The 14,600-nt window shown below is 65.3% G+C and carries 7 protein-coding genes; 3 read left to right on the top strand and 4 right to left on the bottom strand.

Translation table 11 applies throughout. From position 1 onward, the window contains the following. The first annotated feature begins 20 nt into the window (after positions 1-20). Entirely contained in the window at positions 21-1,031 is a 1,011-nt protein-coding gene (locus tag ACZZZF_RS15950; protein WP_463499554.1) for a hypothetical protein, read from the top strand. Positions 1,032-1,151: 120 nt separating this feature from the next. Here ACZZZF_RS15950 and ACZZZF_RS15955 read toward each other — a convergent pair whose 3' ends face one another. After that, on the bottom strand, positions 1,152-3,293 hold the full coding sequence (locus ACZZZF_RS15955; RefSeq protein ID WP_400341734.1) for an asparagine synthetase B family protein: 2,142 nt from the start codon (positions 3,291-3,293) through the stop codon (positions 1,152-1,154). A 229-nt stretch (positions 3,294-3,522) separates the two neighbouring features. On the opposite strand from ACZZZF_RS15955, the gene ACZZZF_RS15960 reads away from it, so the two are divergent. Further along, positions 3,523-4,491 carry a hypothetical protein gene (locus ACZZZF_RS15960; protein WP_463499556.1) on the top strand — a complete coding sequence of 323 codons (969 nt, stop codon included), beginning with the start codon at positions 3,523-3,525 and terminating at the stop codon, positions 4,489-4,491. Beyond that, positions 4,488-7,622, top strand: a complete 3,135-nt coding sequence (locus ACZZZF_RS15965) for a glycosyltransferase (RefSeq protein ID WP_463499558.1) — start codon at positions 4,488-4,490, stop codon at positions 7,620-7,622. The genes ACZZZF_RS15960 and ACZZZF_RS15965 overlap by 4 nt, the downstream gene beginning before the upstream one ends. Positions 7,623-7,705: 83 nt before the next feature. On the opposite strand, the gene ACZZZF_RS15970 is transcribed toward ACZZZF_RS15965, so the two are convergent. The 3 genes from ACZZZF_RS15970 to ACZZZF_RS15980 form a co-directional block, all read right to left on the bottom strand. Beyond that, positions 7,706-8,857 carry a polysaccharide pyruvyl transferase family protein gene (locus tag ACZZZF_RS15970; RefSeq protein ID WP_463499960.1) on the bottom strand — a complete coding sequence of 384 codons (1,152 nt, stop codon included), beginning with the start codon at positions 8,855-8,857 and terminating at the stop codon, positions 7,706-7,708. 239 nt (positions 8,858-9,096) lie between these two features. Then, a complete protein-coding gene (locus ACZZZF_RS15975; RefSeq protein ID WP_400341740.1) occupies positions 9,097-12,162 on the bottom strand; it encodes a glycosyltransferase in 3,066 nt (1,021 codons plus the stop codon). A 57-nt stretch (positions 12,163-12,219) separates the two neighbouring features. Further along, positions 12,220-14,598, bottom strand: a complete 2,379-nt coding sequence (locus ACZZZF_RS15980; RefSeq protein ID WP_400341742.1) for a glycosyltransferase — start codon at positions 14,596-14,598, stop codon at positions 12,220-12,222. Positions 14,599-14,600: the final 2 nt, after the last annotated feature.

A 14,600-nucleotide genomic window follows, 5' to 3' on the forward strand; every position in this document is an offset into this window, starting at 1 on the left:
ATCTTGATCGGAGGAACGCCATGAACGCCAGAGATCAAGATCGAGGAACGCTCCCGAGCTGGCGGATCGAGAACGACGTTCTGGTCTCGAGCAGCGGAGTCGCCTTCCTGGCCGGGGGAAATCAGCAGCCTCTCCAATATGCGACCGGCGAGCTGAAACCGGCGCCGGAGTCCGTCCGAGTCTTCTCTCGCAATCTCGAGGCTCGCGCTGCCGACACCTTCGCACGAGGTGTGGGCTACGCGCATGTCGTGTTCCCGGACAAGCAGTCCGTCCTGACGGAAGAATTTCCGTTCCAGCCTGTCGTCAGGTTGAGCGAGACGTATCTCGAGCAGCTTCCAGCGACGATGGTTCCGCGCGTCGTCTACCCCGTGCGCGAGCTTCGCCAGGAGCCGAACAGCTGCCTGCCTCTCGACACCCATCTGTCGCACACAGGCTCGCTCGTCGTCCTGCGCGAGATGGTGGCGGCTGTCGGAGTGGAGGCACCCGAGGCACTCGATCGAGTGGCGAGCCGGATCATGCGACCACGCCGTTGGTCAGGAGACCTCGGGAGCAAGTTGAATCCAGAGCGCTTTCAAGAGGCGCTCCAGCTCCACCCCGATTGGGAGGTGCAGGAGTTCAACAGCGGGGGCGGCTTCAACGATGGGATGATCGACATCCTCCTCAGTCCGGACGCGCCGATCAACAAGACGGTCCTGTTGTTCGGAGATTCCTTCTTCCGGCTGATGCTGAAACACCTGAGCGGAGTCTTCACCCGGGTGGTGTGTCTGAGGACCAGGTTCTATCACCGCGAGATGGTGGAACTGATCGAGCCCGACATCATCTTCACGGGCAACGCCGAGCGCTATCTCTCCCGCGTGTACTCGGATGAGAACGCCCTGCCCTTCGCGCTGTACCGTGCGTCCCGAGGTATCGCAGAGCCCTTCGAGCCCGAGTTCCTGGAGGCCTGGAGAAGCATCAGCTCACCGCGCGCGGCACAGTCCAGAGCCTTCCTCGCGGATCGCCGGGTCCCGCCAGAGCGACGGATCGCATGAGTGGCGATTCCGCCGGAGCGACAGATCGCCGATGCCCGGAGGCAGCGCCGACCATCCCCAACGGTGGACTTCCCCGTAGGTAGGAGCCGTTCTCAGCCGGATCGTCGATCAGACGCTTGATCACACAGCGGGGGAATCGCGCTTGCGCAACGAATCCAGTTCGCGCCGTACGGCGCGCAGCTCCGTTTCGAGTTTGCGTCTCTCGTTGGCGACCTGCCGCAGCTCGAGATGGAGATCGTAGACGTCCGTGTCCCTCGCAAAAGCGGCGTCGTTCCCGGACGCGGCGTCGATGACGAGGTCGGGCGCGTCCGCTACGGGAACGCCGTCGAGCGCGTCGGAAGCGGTGAGATCGACAGGTGTCCCTTTCTGACGCCCGTCGAACAGCACAGCTGCGCCCGACTTCGCGCGCAATATCGTTCGCGCTTCGAGCGTCTCCGTTCCCGCCTCGGCGTTGAACTTGAGCGGGAGCTCATAGCCGTGCGCGTAGCACAGAGATGTCAGGAGTGAATAGAGCCGGGTCATCTTGATCGACGGGATGTCCGCGCGAGCGTCCGTGATGGCGGACCTCGCCTTCTCCTTGTCGAAGTAGTCCCAGAGGGGGCTCGATCCGCACTCGTCGATGATCTGAAGGAAGCGCCGCTGCAAGGGGGACTTGAAGAACAGGGCAGATTGCCAGCCCGACGCCGACACGAGCTGGCGGGTGTTCCGCACGGGAGGCACGTGGACGGCGCTGCACCCCGCATTCAGTTCCAATCCGCCGTGCCAACCGTGCTCGGCGAACGGCAGGTCGACCAGATCGAAACGACTCCGCTTGACGATCTCGTAATGGATACGTTCGTCGTTTCGCCATTCCGGCGGAGCCAGGAAGGAGAGATCGATCAGGTCCGGGTCGTAGAGAGGATGCACGGGGTGGCTCGCCCACAATGCTCCCTGGGAGAACTGTGCGCTCTCCCATGACTGCATGCCCTCGATGCGGAAGACGCCTCCGAGCTGGGCCACGCTCGCGCCGCTGTCGACGTAATAGCGTGCGCGCTCAACCAGCTGTTCCTTGAGGTCTGCGGCAGCGTCCGCCCGCAGGAGATCATTCGGATCGATGTTGGCTCCCGCGAACATCCGCTGAGCGAAATCTTCGGGAGAAGCGTACGGAGTGCTGAACCACTTGTCCCGATACACCTCACCCACGTGACCCTGGAGCAGTACCGCGGGCGAGATGCCCGCGCTCCCTCCGCCATCCCAGATCGGCAGCATTCCGTCGTAGCGGAAGACCGCGCCGAGGCGCTGCCTGAATATGTCTCCCGAGGAGAAGCTCGCGGGCTTGGGAATGTTGTTGGTGAACTCAGCGCCGATCGCCTCGGCGACACTACGGCCCACGACGACATCGGGGTGATCCGGGACACCGTTGGAGAACGCCGCCAGAGTGGCCGGGAGCGGACCGGTCATGGTCGCCAAGGCCGCGATGGCGCGAGAATCGCGGCCACCGGTGAGCGCCAGGTTCACCCTCGCTCCCGTATCGAACACAGCTCGAAGCGAGCCGGCCATCTCGCCGACCACCCGGTCCAACACCGCTTCGGGATCTCGCGCGAGTTCCGCGCGCATCTCGCCGCCGTCTTGACGGTTGAGATAAGAGAGAGGGCGCTCATGGACCAGAACGCCGCTGTCCGTGATTCCGAGCCAGCCACCCTGGGGCACGCGACGAATGCCGCTGACCAGGGTGTCCTCTCCCAAGGGCCAGAATGCGATCGCCTGCCAGGCGAGGCTTCGGTAGTCGAAGTCCAAGTGCGGCATCAGGGCCTGAATCAAACGCGGTCGCGTGGTGACGATGCATGTCCCATCCCCGGCCTCGTGGTAGAAGAGCGGGACCATGGACAGGGGGTCACTCACGAAGGTTGCGTCACTTCCATCGAAGTGACAGATCCCGTAGTCGCCGACGAGGCGTTCGCGCAGAGTCGGCGAGCCTCCGCCCGTGATCTCGCGGGCGATCGCCTCGGCGGTCAGGAGGTGGGCATCGTCCCGCCCGCGCCTGATCGCATGGCCCTTGAGCAGGGTCACCGCGCCGTCTAGGTCCGTGTGCCTCTGATCGCTCGCCCGATAGAGGTGAGTGGAGCGCGAGAAGTGCATGGCCGCCATGCGTCGGTCGGCTGAGACCAAGAGCTCCGCGCCTTCGGAGCGGTATCCGAGCGCCGCGATCAAGGAAGAGGACCGGTTGTTGAGGATCTGTGCACCCTGGCCAGTCCGGTCACTGATGAACACATAGTCGCTCATTGTCCAGCCACTCCCAATCATCTGCGCGCAGGCGCGTCTGCCTTCAGTAGCGTACATGCGCGCGCTCGCGCTGCACTTCTCGGTCTGAGCCGCCCGATATGACGGCGTGGCGACGGGGGCGTGCGGGGACCGGGGCCGCGCGGGGCGTTGCGATATCCTGGCATCGGCTCGTGATCCGCAAAGACAGGTTCTTTCTGCGTGCCGTACTAGGAGGGGTGTGGCTGCCGATATGACAGCACTGGTCGGAGTGATCGACGGGTTCAATGGACGAGGTGTGTTCGGGTGGGCTCGTCGCGACGGCGACGGCTCGAGTCTTCACATCGACATCGAGCTCGACGGCGTGCTCGTCGCGACGAACGTCCCCGCCGACAGGTTCCGGAAGGATCTCGTCTCCGCCGGTGACGCTCATGGCAGGCACGGTTACGTGTGGGAACTCCCCGCCTCCGCGACGTTCGGGGAGCGTGTGAAGGTCGCAGTCCTGGCGAACGGATCGGGCGAACTGATCGCAGAGCGCGAGTTCGCAGCGCCTTTCAGCGGCACGCCCTGGCGCGGTGCCATCCGCGAGCCCAAGAACCGGGCGCTGAACGGTTGGGTGAAGCTGAACGGCAAGAACGACCCTGTCGTCGCTGACATCTATCTCAACGAACACCGCGTCGCTGCAAGTCACAGGTGCGACCTCGCAGTTCCGGAACTCACCACGGGAGCCGGAACAGGATCGTGGGGATTCAGTGTTCCCACCGGCAAGTTCCGCCCCTCGGCAGACTCCGTCGTGGTGTCGCTCCGCGATCCCGCAGACGGGTCGATCATGCTCGAGAGAGAGGTGAGCACCGCCGCCCTCAAAGACTCGTACCGCGGCAGCCTCGAAGGCACCGACGACGCTGACGTGCGCGGATGGGCCATCAATGAGAACTGGCCGGATGACGTCTTCGATGTCGAAGTGCTTCTCGACGGCCATCCATATCTGACGGTCAAGAACTCGCTGCCGCGAAATGACCTGCGCAAAGCCGGCCTCGCCAACGGCCAGGGCGGAGTGAGATTCATCAATCCGCTGCACCGATGGATCTCCGACGGTGCTGAGCACGCACTCTCGCTGCGGTTCCCCGACCAGACGACGAGTAGCGAGTATCGCTTCAGCTCACACCCGCGCCAGTCACAGGGGGAAGCGTCCGCTTCGAGGAGCCCTCGCGCCGTGGCGTGACCATCATCGTCCCGATCTACAACGCGCCGGACGATGTGGCGATATGCATCGAGCGTCTCCTGGCTCACACCCCTGAATCCGCACGCATCCTGCTGATCGACGACTGCTCACCCGATGCACGGGTGAGAGAAGTGCTTGCTCGCCACCGCGACGAGACGAGGCTACGGATCCTCGGCAACGAGACGAACATGGGGTTCACGAGGACCGTGAACCGGGGGATCGTCGAAGCAGGGGATGACGACGTCGTGCTCCTGAACTCGGACGCGCGCGTGACGCCCGGATGGCTCGACGGCATGCTCGCGGCCGCCGCCAACTCGCCTCGGACCGCGACAGTGACCGCCATGTCGGACCGAGCCGGCGCGTTCTCGGCGCCGCGAATCGGGAACGACAATCCGCTGCCTGCCGGCGTCGATGAGATCGCGTATGCGCGTGCGTTCCGCCGGGAATCGGTGCGGGTGTATCCGAGAGTCCCCACCGGCAACGGTTTCTGCATGTGGATCAGCCGACTCTGCATCGAGGAGATCGGGCCGCTCGATTCGCAGGCTTTTCCGCGTGGTTATGGCGAGGAGAACGACTTCTGCATGCGCGCGGGCCGCGCCGGTTGGATCCACGTCATCGATGACAGCACCTATGTCTTCCACGATCGATCGAAGAGCTTCGGCGATACCAAGACCGAGCTGCTCGCCGCAGGCCGGGCCGTCGTAGACGCTCGATACCCCGAATACAAGCACGCGATCCGCGTTTTCCGAGAGAGCCCGGAGATCGCGATCGCGCGAAATCGTGCGCACGTCGCGCTGACCGTGGCGTCCAGGAGCGCTGTCGCGCTTCCTCGTGTTCTCTACGTCATCTCGACGACGACGGGTGGGACGCCCCAGACGAATGCGGACCTCATGAACGCGCTCGACGACGCCGTGGAGCCTTGGGTGTTGCGCTGCGATTCGCGGGAGATGACTCTGAGCCGGGTCGTCGACGGCGAGCTTCACGAAGTGTACCGACACGAACTGCATCACGAGCTCGAGCCGATCGGTCACATCTCGCCCGAGTACGACAGCGTGGTCGGGTCGTGGCTCAGACAGTGCGATTTCGACATCGTCCACATCAGGCATCTGCTGTGGCACTCGCTGTCGCTGCCGGGCATCGCGAGCCAGCTCGGGATGAAGGTCGTCGTCTCCTTCCACGACTACTACGCCTTGTCTCCCAACCTGAAGTTGATCGACGATCGGGGCACCTACCTGGGTGACGAGTACGTCGGGTCAGGTTCGGTGTACCGCGACTCCGGCTGGCCGGTGCAGCAATACCCGACACCGACAGGCGAATGGCTGCAATGGTGGCAGGACCGTTTCTGGCGGGCGATCCGGATGTGCGACGCATTCGTCACCACGTCGGACAGCGCCCGCGACCTGATCCTCTACCACTTTCCCGAGATGGATCCCGAGCGGTTCAGTGTCATCGAACACGGTCGGGACTTCGAAGTCCTCCGCTTCGTCGCCGCTCGGCCGGTATATGGCGAGCCCATCAGGATTCTGGTGCCAGGGGGGATCAACGCGGCGAAGGGCGCGGAGATTCTGCGATCGATGGCGGACGCCGATGCCCAGGGGCAGATCGAGTGGCACATTCTCGGACCGATAAAAGAGAAGTTCGAATCCAAGGGGTCACGCGTCGTCTACCACGGCGCCTACAAGCGTGAGAACTTCGGCAAACTCGTCGAGAAGATCGCGCCCCATGCGGGAGCGGTGCTCTCGATCTGGGACGAAACCTACTGTCATACCGTCACGGAGATGTGGAGCGTCGGCATCCCCGTCTTCGTTCTCGACTTCCCCAACGTTGCGCAGCGCGTGAGACGCTTCAATGCCGGCTGGGTTCTCGACGGCCTGGACGCCCCCTCCCTGCTCACGCAGATGACGGAGGCGCTCTACGATCGTGAGGCACGCGTGGCGGCTCTGCGTGGTGTCCACGATTGGCAGAACGGTTGGGGCATCGCGTGGACGACGAAGCAGATGGCGCTGCGGTACCTCGACGTCTACCGCCGGATTCTCGCCGGATCGGAGGGCGATTCGTCAGACACGCTCCGAGTCGGCGTCCTTTCCCGTTCTTCCCGTGACCTCACGCGAGCCCCCGCATCGACCTATATCCGACTGTGGGAACGCACGCGGAACTCTGTGGCCCGCGATGTGGACTTCGTGCGGGTCGCACCGGACGGCGCGATCGCATCCGTGCGGCAGGGCTTGATCGACGGATTGATCGTGCAGCGCGACGCGGTACCCGCCGCAGCCGTCACTGACCTGATCACGGCACTCAGCGCGGCCGGTGCGGCGCTCGTGATCGAGGAGGACGGCGATCTGATGCCGGCCGATTCCGAAAGCGACGCGCGCCTGAGAGATGTCGCGGATGCACCTGCATCGACGGCGCTGCTGCGCGGCGCGACGGCCTTCTCGGTGTCGACAGAGGCGCGCCGTGACCGATTGGCGGATCTGGATGTTCCGGTTGAGGTCTTCCCTGCCGCGCTGAGTGATCGTCTGTGGAGCGTGCCGGTCAGTCCGCGGGTACGAGATGGGAAGGTCCGCGCGCTGTACCTCGGAGACCGGACGCACCGCGCGGATCTCGACGTGGTGCTCCCGGCGCTCGATGCGTTCGCGGCCACCCGCCCCGACTTCGAACTCGTGTTGATCGGCATCACCGCTGAAGATGAGCTGGAAGAGCTGCGAGACGGCCGGCCCTGGCTGCAGGGCTTCGAGGCGCCGGAGAGCGTTCGGCAGTTCCCGCAGTCCGTCGAATGGCTGCATGAGTGTGCCGAACGAGTCGACTTCGCGATCGCACCGCTGGCGGGCACGGAGCTCGACGCGTCCCGGTCTGACCTCCAGCTCCTCGAACATCTCGCCCTGGGGATGCGTACTGTCGCCAGCGCCGTCGGGCCGTACCGGGAGACCTCGATCCCCGGGGTGACAGCCGTCGCGAACTCGGTCGACACATGGGTCGATGCGCTCCGTCGCACGACCACCGAGGTCGAGTCGGAAGGATCGCGTATCGAGGGCCGCGCCTGGCTGGTCGAGAACGGCATGCTCGCGGGTCAGCAGCCCCGGTTCGATCGGTTCCTGAGATCAGCGGTGGATACCGCGAGAACCCCGCACTAGGACGCAATGATCGCGGTGTGATTCCGTCGGCCCCGCTGCGCGGGGCCGACGGCGAGTGTGTCCGCCTCCTGGCCGACGCGCTGCTAGTGGGCAGCGACCGTCCGGGCAGCGCACTGCAGTGCCCCTCGAAGCTCAGCCCAGTGATCGTCGATTCTCCGGAGGGCCGGCTCGATATCGACGGGGGTCAGTGCGGTCTGCCGGCCGCCGGCGCTGAGGACCTTCAGGGCCTCGTCCCAGCTCGAGACCAGGCGTTCTTCGGCGTCGAGGTGCGCAAGCAGCCCGCGGAACTTGTGCTGGGCGGCGTGGCTGGCGACGATGAGTCCGGGGACTCCGAACGACGCGGCAGTGATGAACCCGTGCATGGATGAGCCGATGTACGCGCACGAGCGAGAGATCACGTAGGCGATGTCCTCTACGGCCTTCGGCGCTCCGAACACGACCGGGTCAGAGTGCATCTGTGCAGCCACCGTCTCGGCGAAATCGTCGTCGCCGTGACAAGGACCGATGGCGATGAGGACGATCGTCGCTTGGAGCGTCGCGGATAGCTCATCGAGACGTCGGGCGAGCGACGCGACGTCGCCGCCCTTGTAGCGGGCATTGATGTGCACTGCTGCGAACCGGGAGTCCAACGTCTCCGTCAGCCGGGTCGGCGCGTCCAGGTTCGCAGGCGCGCTCGTGGTGAACATGTCGCGGAGTTCCAGTGCGGAATCGGGGACCACGGTGGCTCCCGGGACGCCGATAGACCGCAGTACCTCTTGGCTGTAGGTGTCGCGGACGGAGAGGTAATCGGCTCGGGAGGCGAAGCGACGCATCAGAGGTGCGGCCGTCCTGCCCGGCACCTTGGGAACTCCCGGGGCGTTCACCACCAGAGGGATCCGCTGTCTCGTTGCGAGTTGCGTGGCACCGAGCCACAATCGCGGGTACGCCACGCTTTTCACACTCTTGTAGGTGGCGAGGTTGGTCCCATTGTCATGGATGATGTTCCCGCCCCCGACAACGACGGCGTCGAACTCGGTTCCTGCTCGCTGCACGTCGGCCAGAGAACGGCTGACGGGAACATCCCGATAGATCCGTATGCCGCCTACCGGCGATATATGAACGACCTCATCTGAGATGTCTGCGAGTCGCCATTCCAGAAGACGGGGAACAGGAGATCGCCGTAGTTGGCGACGTCGAATGTGCCGAAGTGAGCAATTCGCACTAGGTCTCCCAGTCTTCGTGCACGATGCGGGTATTCATGTCAGAGCAAGTCGAGGCGCCGGAGCCGCTCGTCGAACCGGGCGGGTACTCGACGGGCGCGGAACCTTCGGGTGGTCTTCTGACCGGCGACGCTGTCACGAACTATACAAGCGAATCGAGAGAGAAGGCGAGTAGTCGTGGACTGGCCTCGCCGGGGTTCGGGAAGCGTGCCGGCATCCGATGATCGATCCCATTCGGATACCCGGGCTGTGGAGGCGTGGCACGTGCCCTCACGTCAGCTACGCCGCGACAGCGCCGCGTCGAGAAGCGTACGGGCCCGCGAATCGAAGGAGTGATCCGCGCGGATTCTCGAGGCGATCTCGGCCATCCGCTCGGCCGACGGCATCCAGCTTCGATCGGTGACGAGCTCGCGCATGCGCTCCACCGAGTCCGCGACGACCACGGCACCTTCGAAGATCTCCAGGCCGTCGATCGCGTCGCTGATCAGCGGTGTTCCGCAGGCGAGGGCATCGAACGTGCGGTTGTTGATGAAGCCCCACTCCGCCATGTCGGAGAAGTGGTCATTGAGAACGATGTTCGCCGACCTGTAGGCGTGCGGCAGACGATCGGCATCGAGGTACCCGTCGCGCACATAGCGCTCGGGCGCGAACTTGTGCCAGCCGGGGCCCCAGAGGCCGACCGGAGCTTCGGCCTGCACGGCCATTCCCACGATGGCGCGTCCGAATTCGTGCCCGTGACTTCCTCCGACGAAGATCAGATCATCGGGCTCACTGACCGGGTCCAGGTCGGGCCGGAAGCGTTCAGGCGACGTCGCCTGCAGAAGCGGCTCGATGGTTCGACCGGAGCGTGCCGACATCCAAGCGGCCCACTTCTCCGAGGCGGCGTACACGAGGTCGTATCCGCGAACCTCGTCGACAGTCACCAGCTCCGGTCGGCTGATCACCCAGAGGATGTTGACAGCCCCGGGCTGCGGAGGGATCGCATGGCGTCCTCGCAGTGTCAGCACGACGTCGTCGAGGTACGAGGTCGACCGGGTCCAGGCCTCATGCCGATCCGTGACAACCTGCTGCCCCTGAGCCCTGAGTGCGCGTGCGAGATCGGACGCGAACGGGATGTCACCCCAGTGATCGCCGCCCCGCGTGCATGGAACGCCGGTCTTGATGGCCCAGCGCAACTGCGTGGGTGAGGTCGCGGATGCGGTCTCCAGACGACGCGACTCTCTCAGCAGCACTGGATTGGCCGACGGCTGCCCAGGGCTGAAGGTGGGCGCGAAGCCGGCGACCGTCATACCCAGAGCGCCGTAGCGGTATCGGTCGTCGGGTGCGCTCTGTCCGTGCCAACGCTCGAGATAGGTGCGGCGATTCTGCACCTGTCGGCGTTCGCGATAGGCACTGGTGCCCGGCTGATGAACGACGATCGCTTGCGGTTCGCATTCGAATCGAGCCGTGGGCATCTCGCGCTTCGCCCGACGGCAGAAGTCCATATCTTCGAGGCCGTTCGCATACATCGGGTCGAAGCCCGAGAGCTCGGCGAAGATCGCGGCGTCGAAAAGACTGGCGCTGGCGCTGATGGCGGTCAGGTCATCAGTCCGTACGACTGCGGCGTCGTCGATAGTGAGATTCGCGAGCAGCCCGCTCGGCAGGGGCAGCTGGTCGTAGAAGGCATAGCCGGCGTGCTGCACTGTGTAGTCCCGGTTCACCAGGAGGGCTTGAACACCGGCTGCCCCGCGCTCCCGCCGCCTCGTCGACAGGGCCTCGAGCCAACCGTCTCGGGCATCCGCATCAGGGTCGAGGAACGCGACCTGAGCGCCCGTGGTGAGGGAGAATCCGTAGTTGGCCGCGAGGGCGAAGTTGTTGTTCGCCGGGAGGCGGACGTACCGGACTCGCGGTTCGCTCATATAGCGGAGCGTCAGGTGCCGACCGACCGCAGCACGTGAACCGTTGTCGATGATGACGACCTCGAGATCGTCATCGAAGGAGTGCAGGAGGCGGTCGATGGACCGAGCGGCGTGCCCTGTCGATCCGGCGACGACAGTCACGAGGCTCGTGCGATCTGCGACGCGGTCATCGACGGACCGGCGCGTGGCCTCCCAGTCGATGAGGTTGCGCTCAGTGACGACCCACTGCCAGTGCTGTGACTCATTCTGAGTGATGCGCCCGTCGGCACTCTTGTTGTCGTATTCGCATCCGACGAACGGGAGGTATTCGAGTCGTCCCAGCTTCGCCAGTCGAAGGACGAGGTCGTAATCCACCCAGCGGCGCAGCGTGACGTCGAAGACGCCGGTCTCCTGCAGGGCCTGCGCCCGAACCACCAGCACGTTCAAGTCGATGGAGTTTGCGAGCTGAAGGTCGATGAGCTGTGCATCGCCGCCGCGATAGGCCACATCGTCGTCGCCGTGCAATCGCAGTCCAGCATGGGACGCGACGACGTCGGGAGCCGCGTCGAGGGCAGCCAACGACAGCTCGAGGAATCTGCGGGTCCAACTGTTGTCACTGTCGAGGAACGCGATGAACTCGCCCCGCGCCTGCTCCAGCCCGGTGTTGCGGCTGGCGCCGACGCCCGCGTGGGGACCTGCGAGAAGGCGCACCCGAGGGTCGGTGCGCACGTACTCTGCGACGACGTCACGTGTGGTGTCGGTCGACCCGTCATCGACGACGATCAATTCGAACTGGTCATGGGTCTGCGCGAGCACGGATTCGATCGCCACCCCCACGAGATCGGCTCGATTCAGAACCGGCATGATCACGGAGACGAGCGCGCGCGAGGGAGCGTTCGCCGAAGTGACGCCCGTGATCCACTGCTGAGTCTCTTTGTGGTCCCATGTCTTGCGACGAGGCGGCAGCGCGGCGGCCATCTGGTCCCGGTGGGTCTCTGCGAACTCGATGGCCGCCCTGCGCGCCTCGCCAAAGGTCGGGACGGCGCCCGCGAACCCCTCGGGGACAGGGAGAACCTGGTCGGGGCGGAGACGGGAGAGCAGGTCCAGGGGGTCTTCGTCGGTGAGGCGAGGATCGAACAACGGCCCCCAGGCATGTGTCCGCGCGTGGGGGCTGCGCAGGTAGCTGAGCAAGGTCGCCACGCCGTCTCGCGCGCGGGTCGCACTGCGGACGCTCGAGGGGAAGAACTCGATCTCGATCAGCGGGTGCGGAGAAAGCCCCGATCCGATGCCGTGAGCGAGATAGTGCTGCATCGCCTGTCGGGGTGTCTGCCCCTTCAGCTGGACGATCTCGGAGTAGTAGGAATGGTCGAATATCCCGCTCCTGAGCAAGGCGCCCGTGGCGTACACGCGGCGTGCCTCGATGTACTGAGCCCGCGCCGTCTTCTTCAATCCTGCTACCGACACTCGCGATTCCCCCTGATATATGGCGTTTTGTCTGATGCTATTCGATGTCGTCCGCGCTCATGCGGAGGTGATCGCACGCCGCACACGCTCGGCGGCGGGTCTCAGCCACGGCGCGCGCGCGAGCACAGCCCGCGCCGCCGGGATCGTCTTGCGCGAGAGGCGTCGTGCGAGCGTGCCCCGGCTGCTCGTCGTGGAGTCCTCGCCGCCACTGCGCACATTCGTGCTGCGCGAAGGAGAGCGCGTTGCCGCATGCTGCTCGGCGAACATGATGGACAGGTCCACGATCTGCCGGACATCGGCGAGAGTCGGTTCGGGCGACAGCTCGGACGGCAGCGTGCCGGAGACGAGTCCGCGATACCAGGACGCAAAGTCGTGGGAGAGTTCGCGCTCGGCCGCGACCAGCGATGCGTCCGACATGCGTGCGTAGCGGGTCGAATCAGCCACGATCTCGGCGACACGTCGGGCAAGCGCCTCGGCATCCCCCCATCTCGTCGTCGCGACGCCGCCGTTCTCGCGGGTCACGGCCAACCACGGCAGGTCGTACATCGCGACAGGGAGACCTCGCGACTGCGCCTCGGGGATGGTGAGCGGGTAGCCCTCGATGATGCTGGTGTTCACGAAGAGATCGGCGGAGTCGATCGCCGCGAGGAGCGCGTCGCCACGAAGCGGTCCTACGGCCGTGACTCGGTTGCCCAGTCCTCGTTCCTTGGCCGTTCTGTTCAGCTGCGCGGCAGTCATGTCTCGCCAGTCGGGACCGATGATCCGAAGGCGGAAGTCGACACCCATGCGATCGAGATGCTCGGCCATGTCGATCAGTTCGCTCACCCGTTTGGTGCGTTCCTGCAGTCGCCCCCACCAGACGAGTTCGGCCCGACGGCCCGCAGGTGCGCGCCTAGGCGCGGCCTCGATGCCCGCGGCGAGCAGGTTCGAGGACGGCGGATTGGGCAGGTAGGACACACGCGGCATCCCCCGCAGCTTCCAGAATGCGACGTCGAGCGGCGAGAGCACGACGAGATGCGAGAGCAGGGGAAAGTAGCGCGGGGCGGATTCGAGCCGTGCGAGACCCAGCAGCAGCGATCGACCGGCGAAGTTGTGCGACCAGCCGATGGTGCCGACGCCCTCTGCGCGAGCCGCGAGGGCGAAGGCCTGCCATGACGTCGAGTACTGCCACTGGTGATCGATCACGAGATCCACTTCGTGGAGCGCGCATACCTCGGCCCATTGCGCGAGCGCGCCGCCGAGAGTGTCAGTCGACACCTCGGCGAACCCCACCCCTGCCGGAAGGTTGGAGAGGTCGCTCCCCGGCTCACGCGCGACGACCGTGACCCGGAACCCGGACTCCTGCAGCACTCGCGCCTGAGAGATCACGACGCCCGAGATCCCGCCGGTGCGCAGATGGTTCGTTGCGAGCATGATGCTGCGCACCGGGCGAGCTGCGAGGTCGATCGCGTCACCGTGCGCGGCGAGCGTGTCGATCGCCTGGGGCCAGTGCAGCGCGGTGGACTGCACGATGTCGCTGGCGGACGCTCGCGTGTACAGGTCGGCGAACATCGCACTCCGCAGATCCGAGCGCGTGTGCTCCGCGAGATAGCGCGTGGTGTAGCCGATGATGGCGCGTCGGACGGACCCGTAACTCGTGAGGACGAGATCGGAGTCCGTGCTGGTGCTGGCGATCTGTCGAACCGCCGGCTCGATCGAATCGATGGATCGGATGGCGCCCGCGTAGAACGATGCTGTGCGGAGATCGCGCACCTTCTGACCGCTCCCACCGCGCCCGAAGTGATAGCGGTACAGACGGTCCGGGATCGACTCGAGGCGCGTGGCCAGCGCTGCGGCGAGGAAAGTGATCGGCAGGTCGTTGACCCTCGGCAGCACGAGATCTGCGGGCATGAGCGCGTAGGCATCGACGAGTAGGCGGGTACGGAACAGGTACCGCCACAGCTGCCCCTGGGCGGGACGATCGAGTGGGAACAGGTTGCGGAGCACATCGCTTCCGGCGAGCGACGAGTGCTTCGGTTGCAGGCGCGACTCGAACCGCCCGCCGGTGCGACCGTCGAGCTGCACGACCTCGACGCCGAACTGCACGAGGTCCGCACCGGTCGCCGTCGCCTTCTCGACCGCTGCCTCGGCTGCGGTGCCGGCGAGTTCGTCGTCGCCGTCGAGGAACAGCAGGTGGTCCGCCTTCGCCGCGAGGATCCCGGTGCGACGTGCGTGGTACGCCGACGCGTTCTTCTCGTGACGGATCAGCCGAACACGAGGGTCTCTCGCGATGTAGCGTTCGACGATCGCGGCGGTGTCATCTGTCGACGCGTCATCGACGACGATGATCTCGATCGCTGCGAGAGTCTGTCGAATGCAACTGTCGAGTGCGTCGGAGATCACGTCCGCGTCGTTGAAGACGGGGACGACGATGGAGACGAGGGGAGTCGCGGTCATGT

Source organism: Microbacterium sp. AC215, assembly GCF_979258645.1.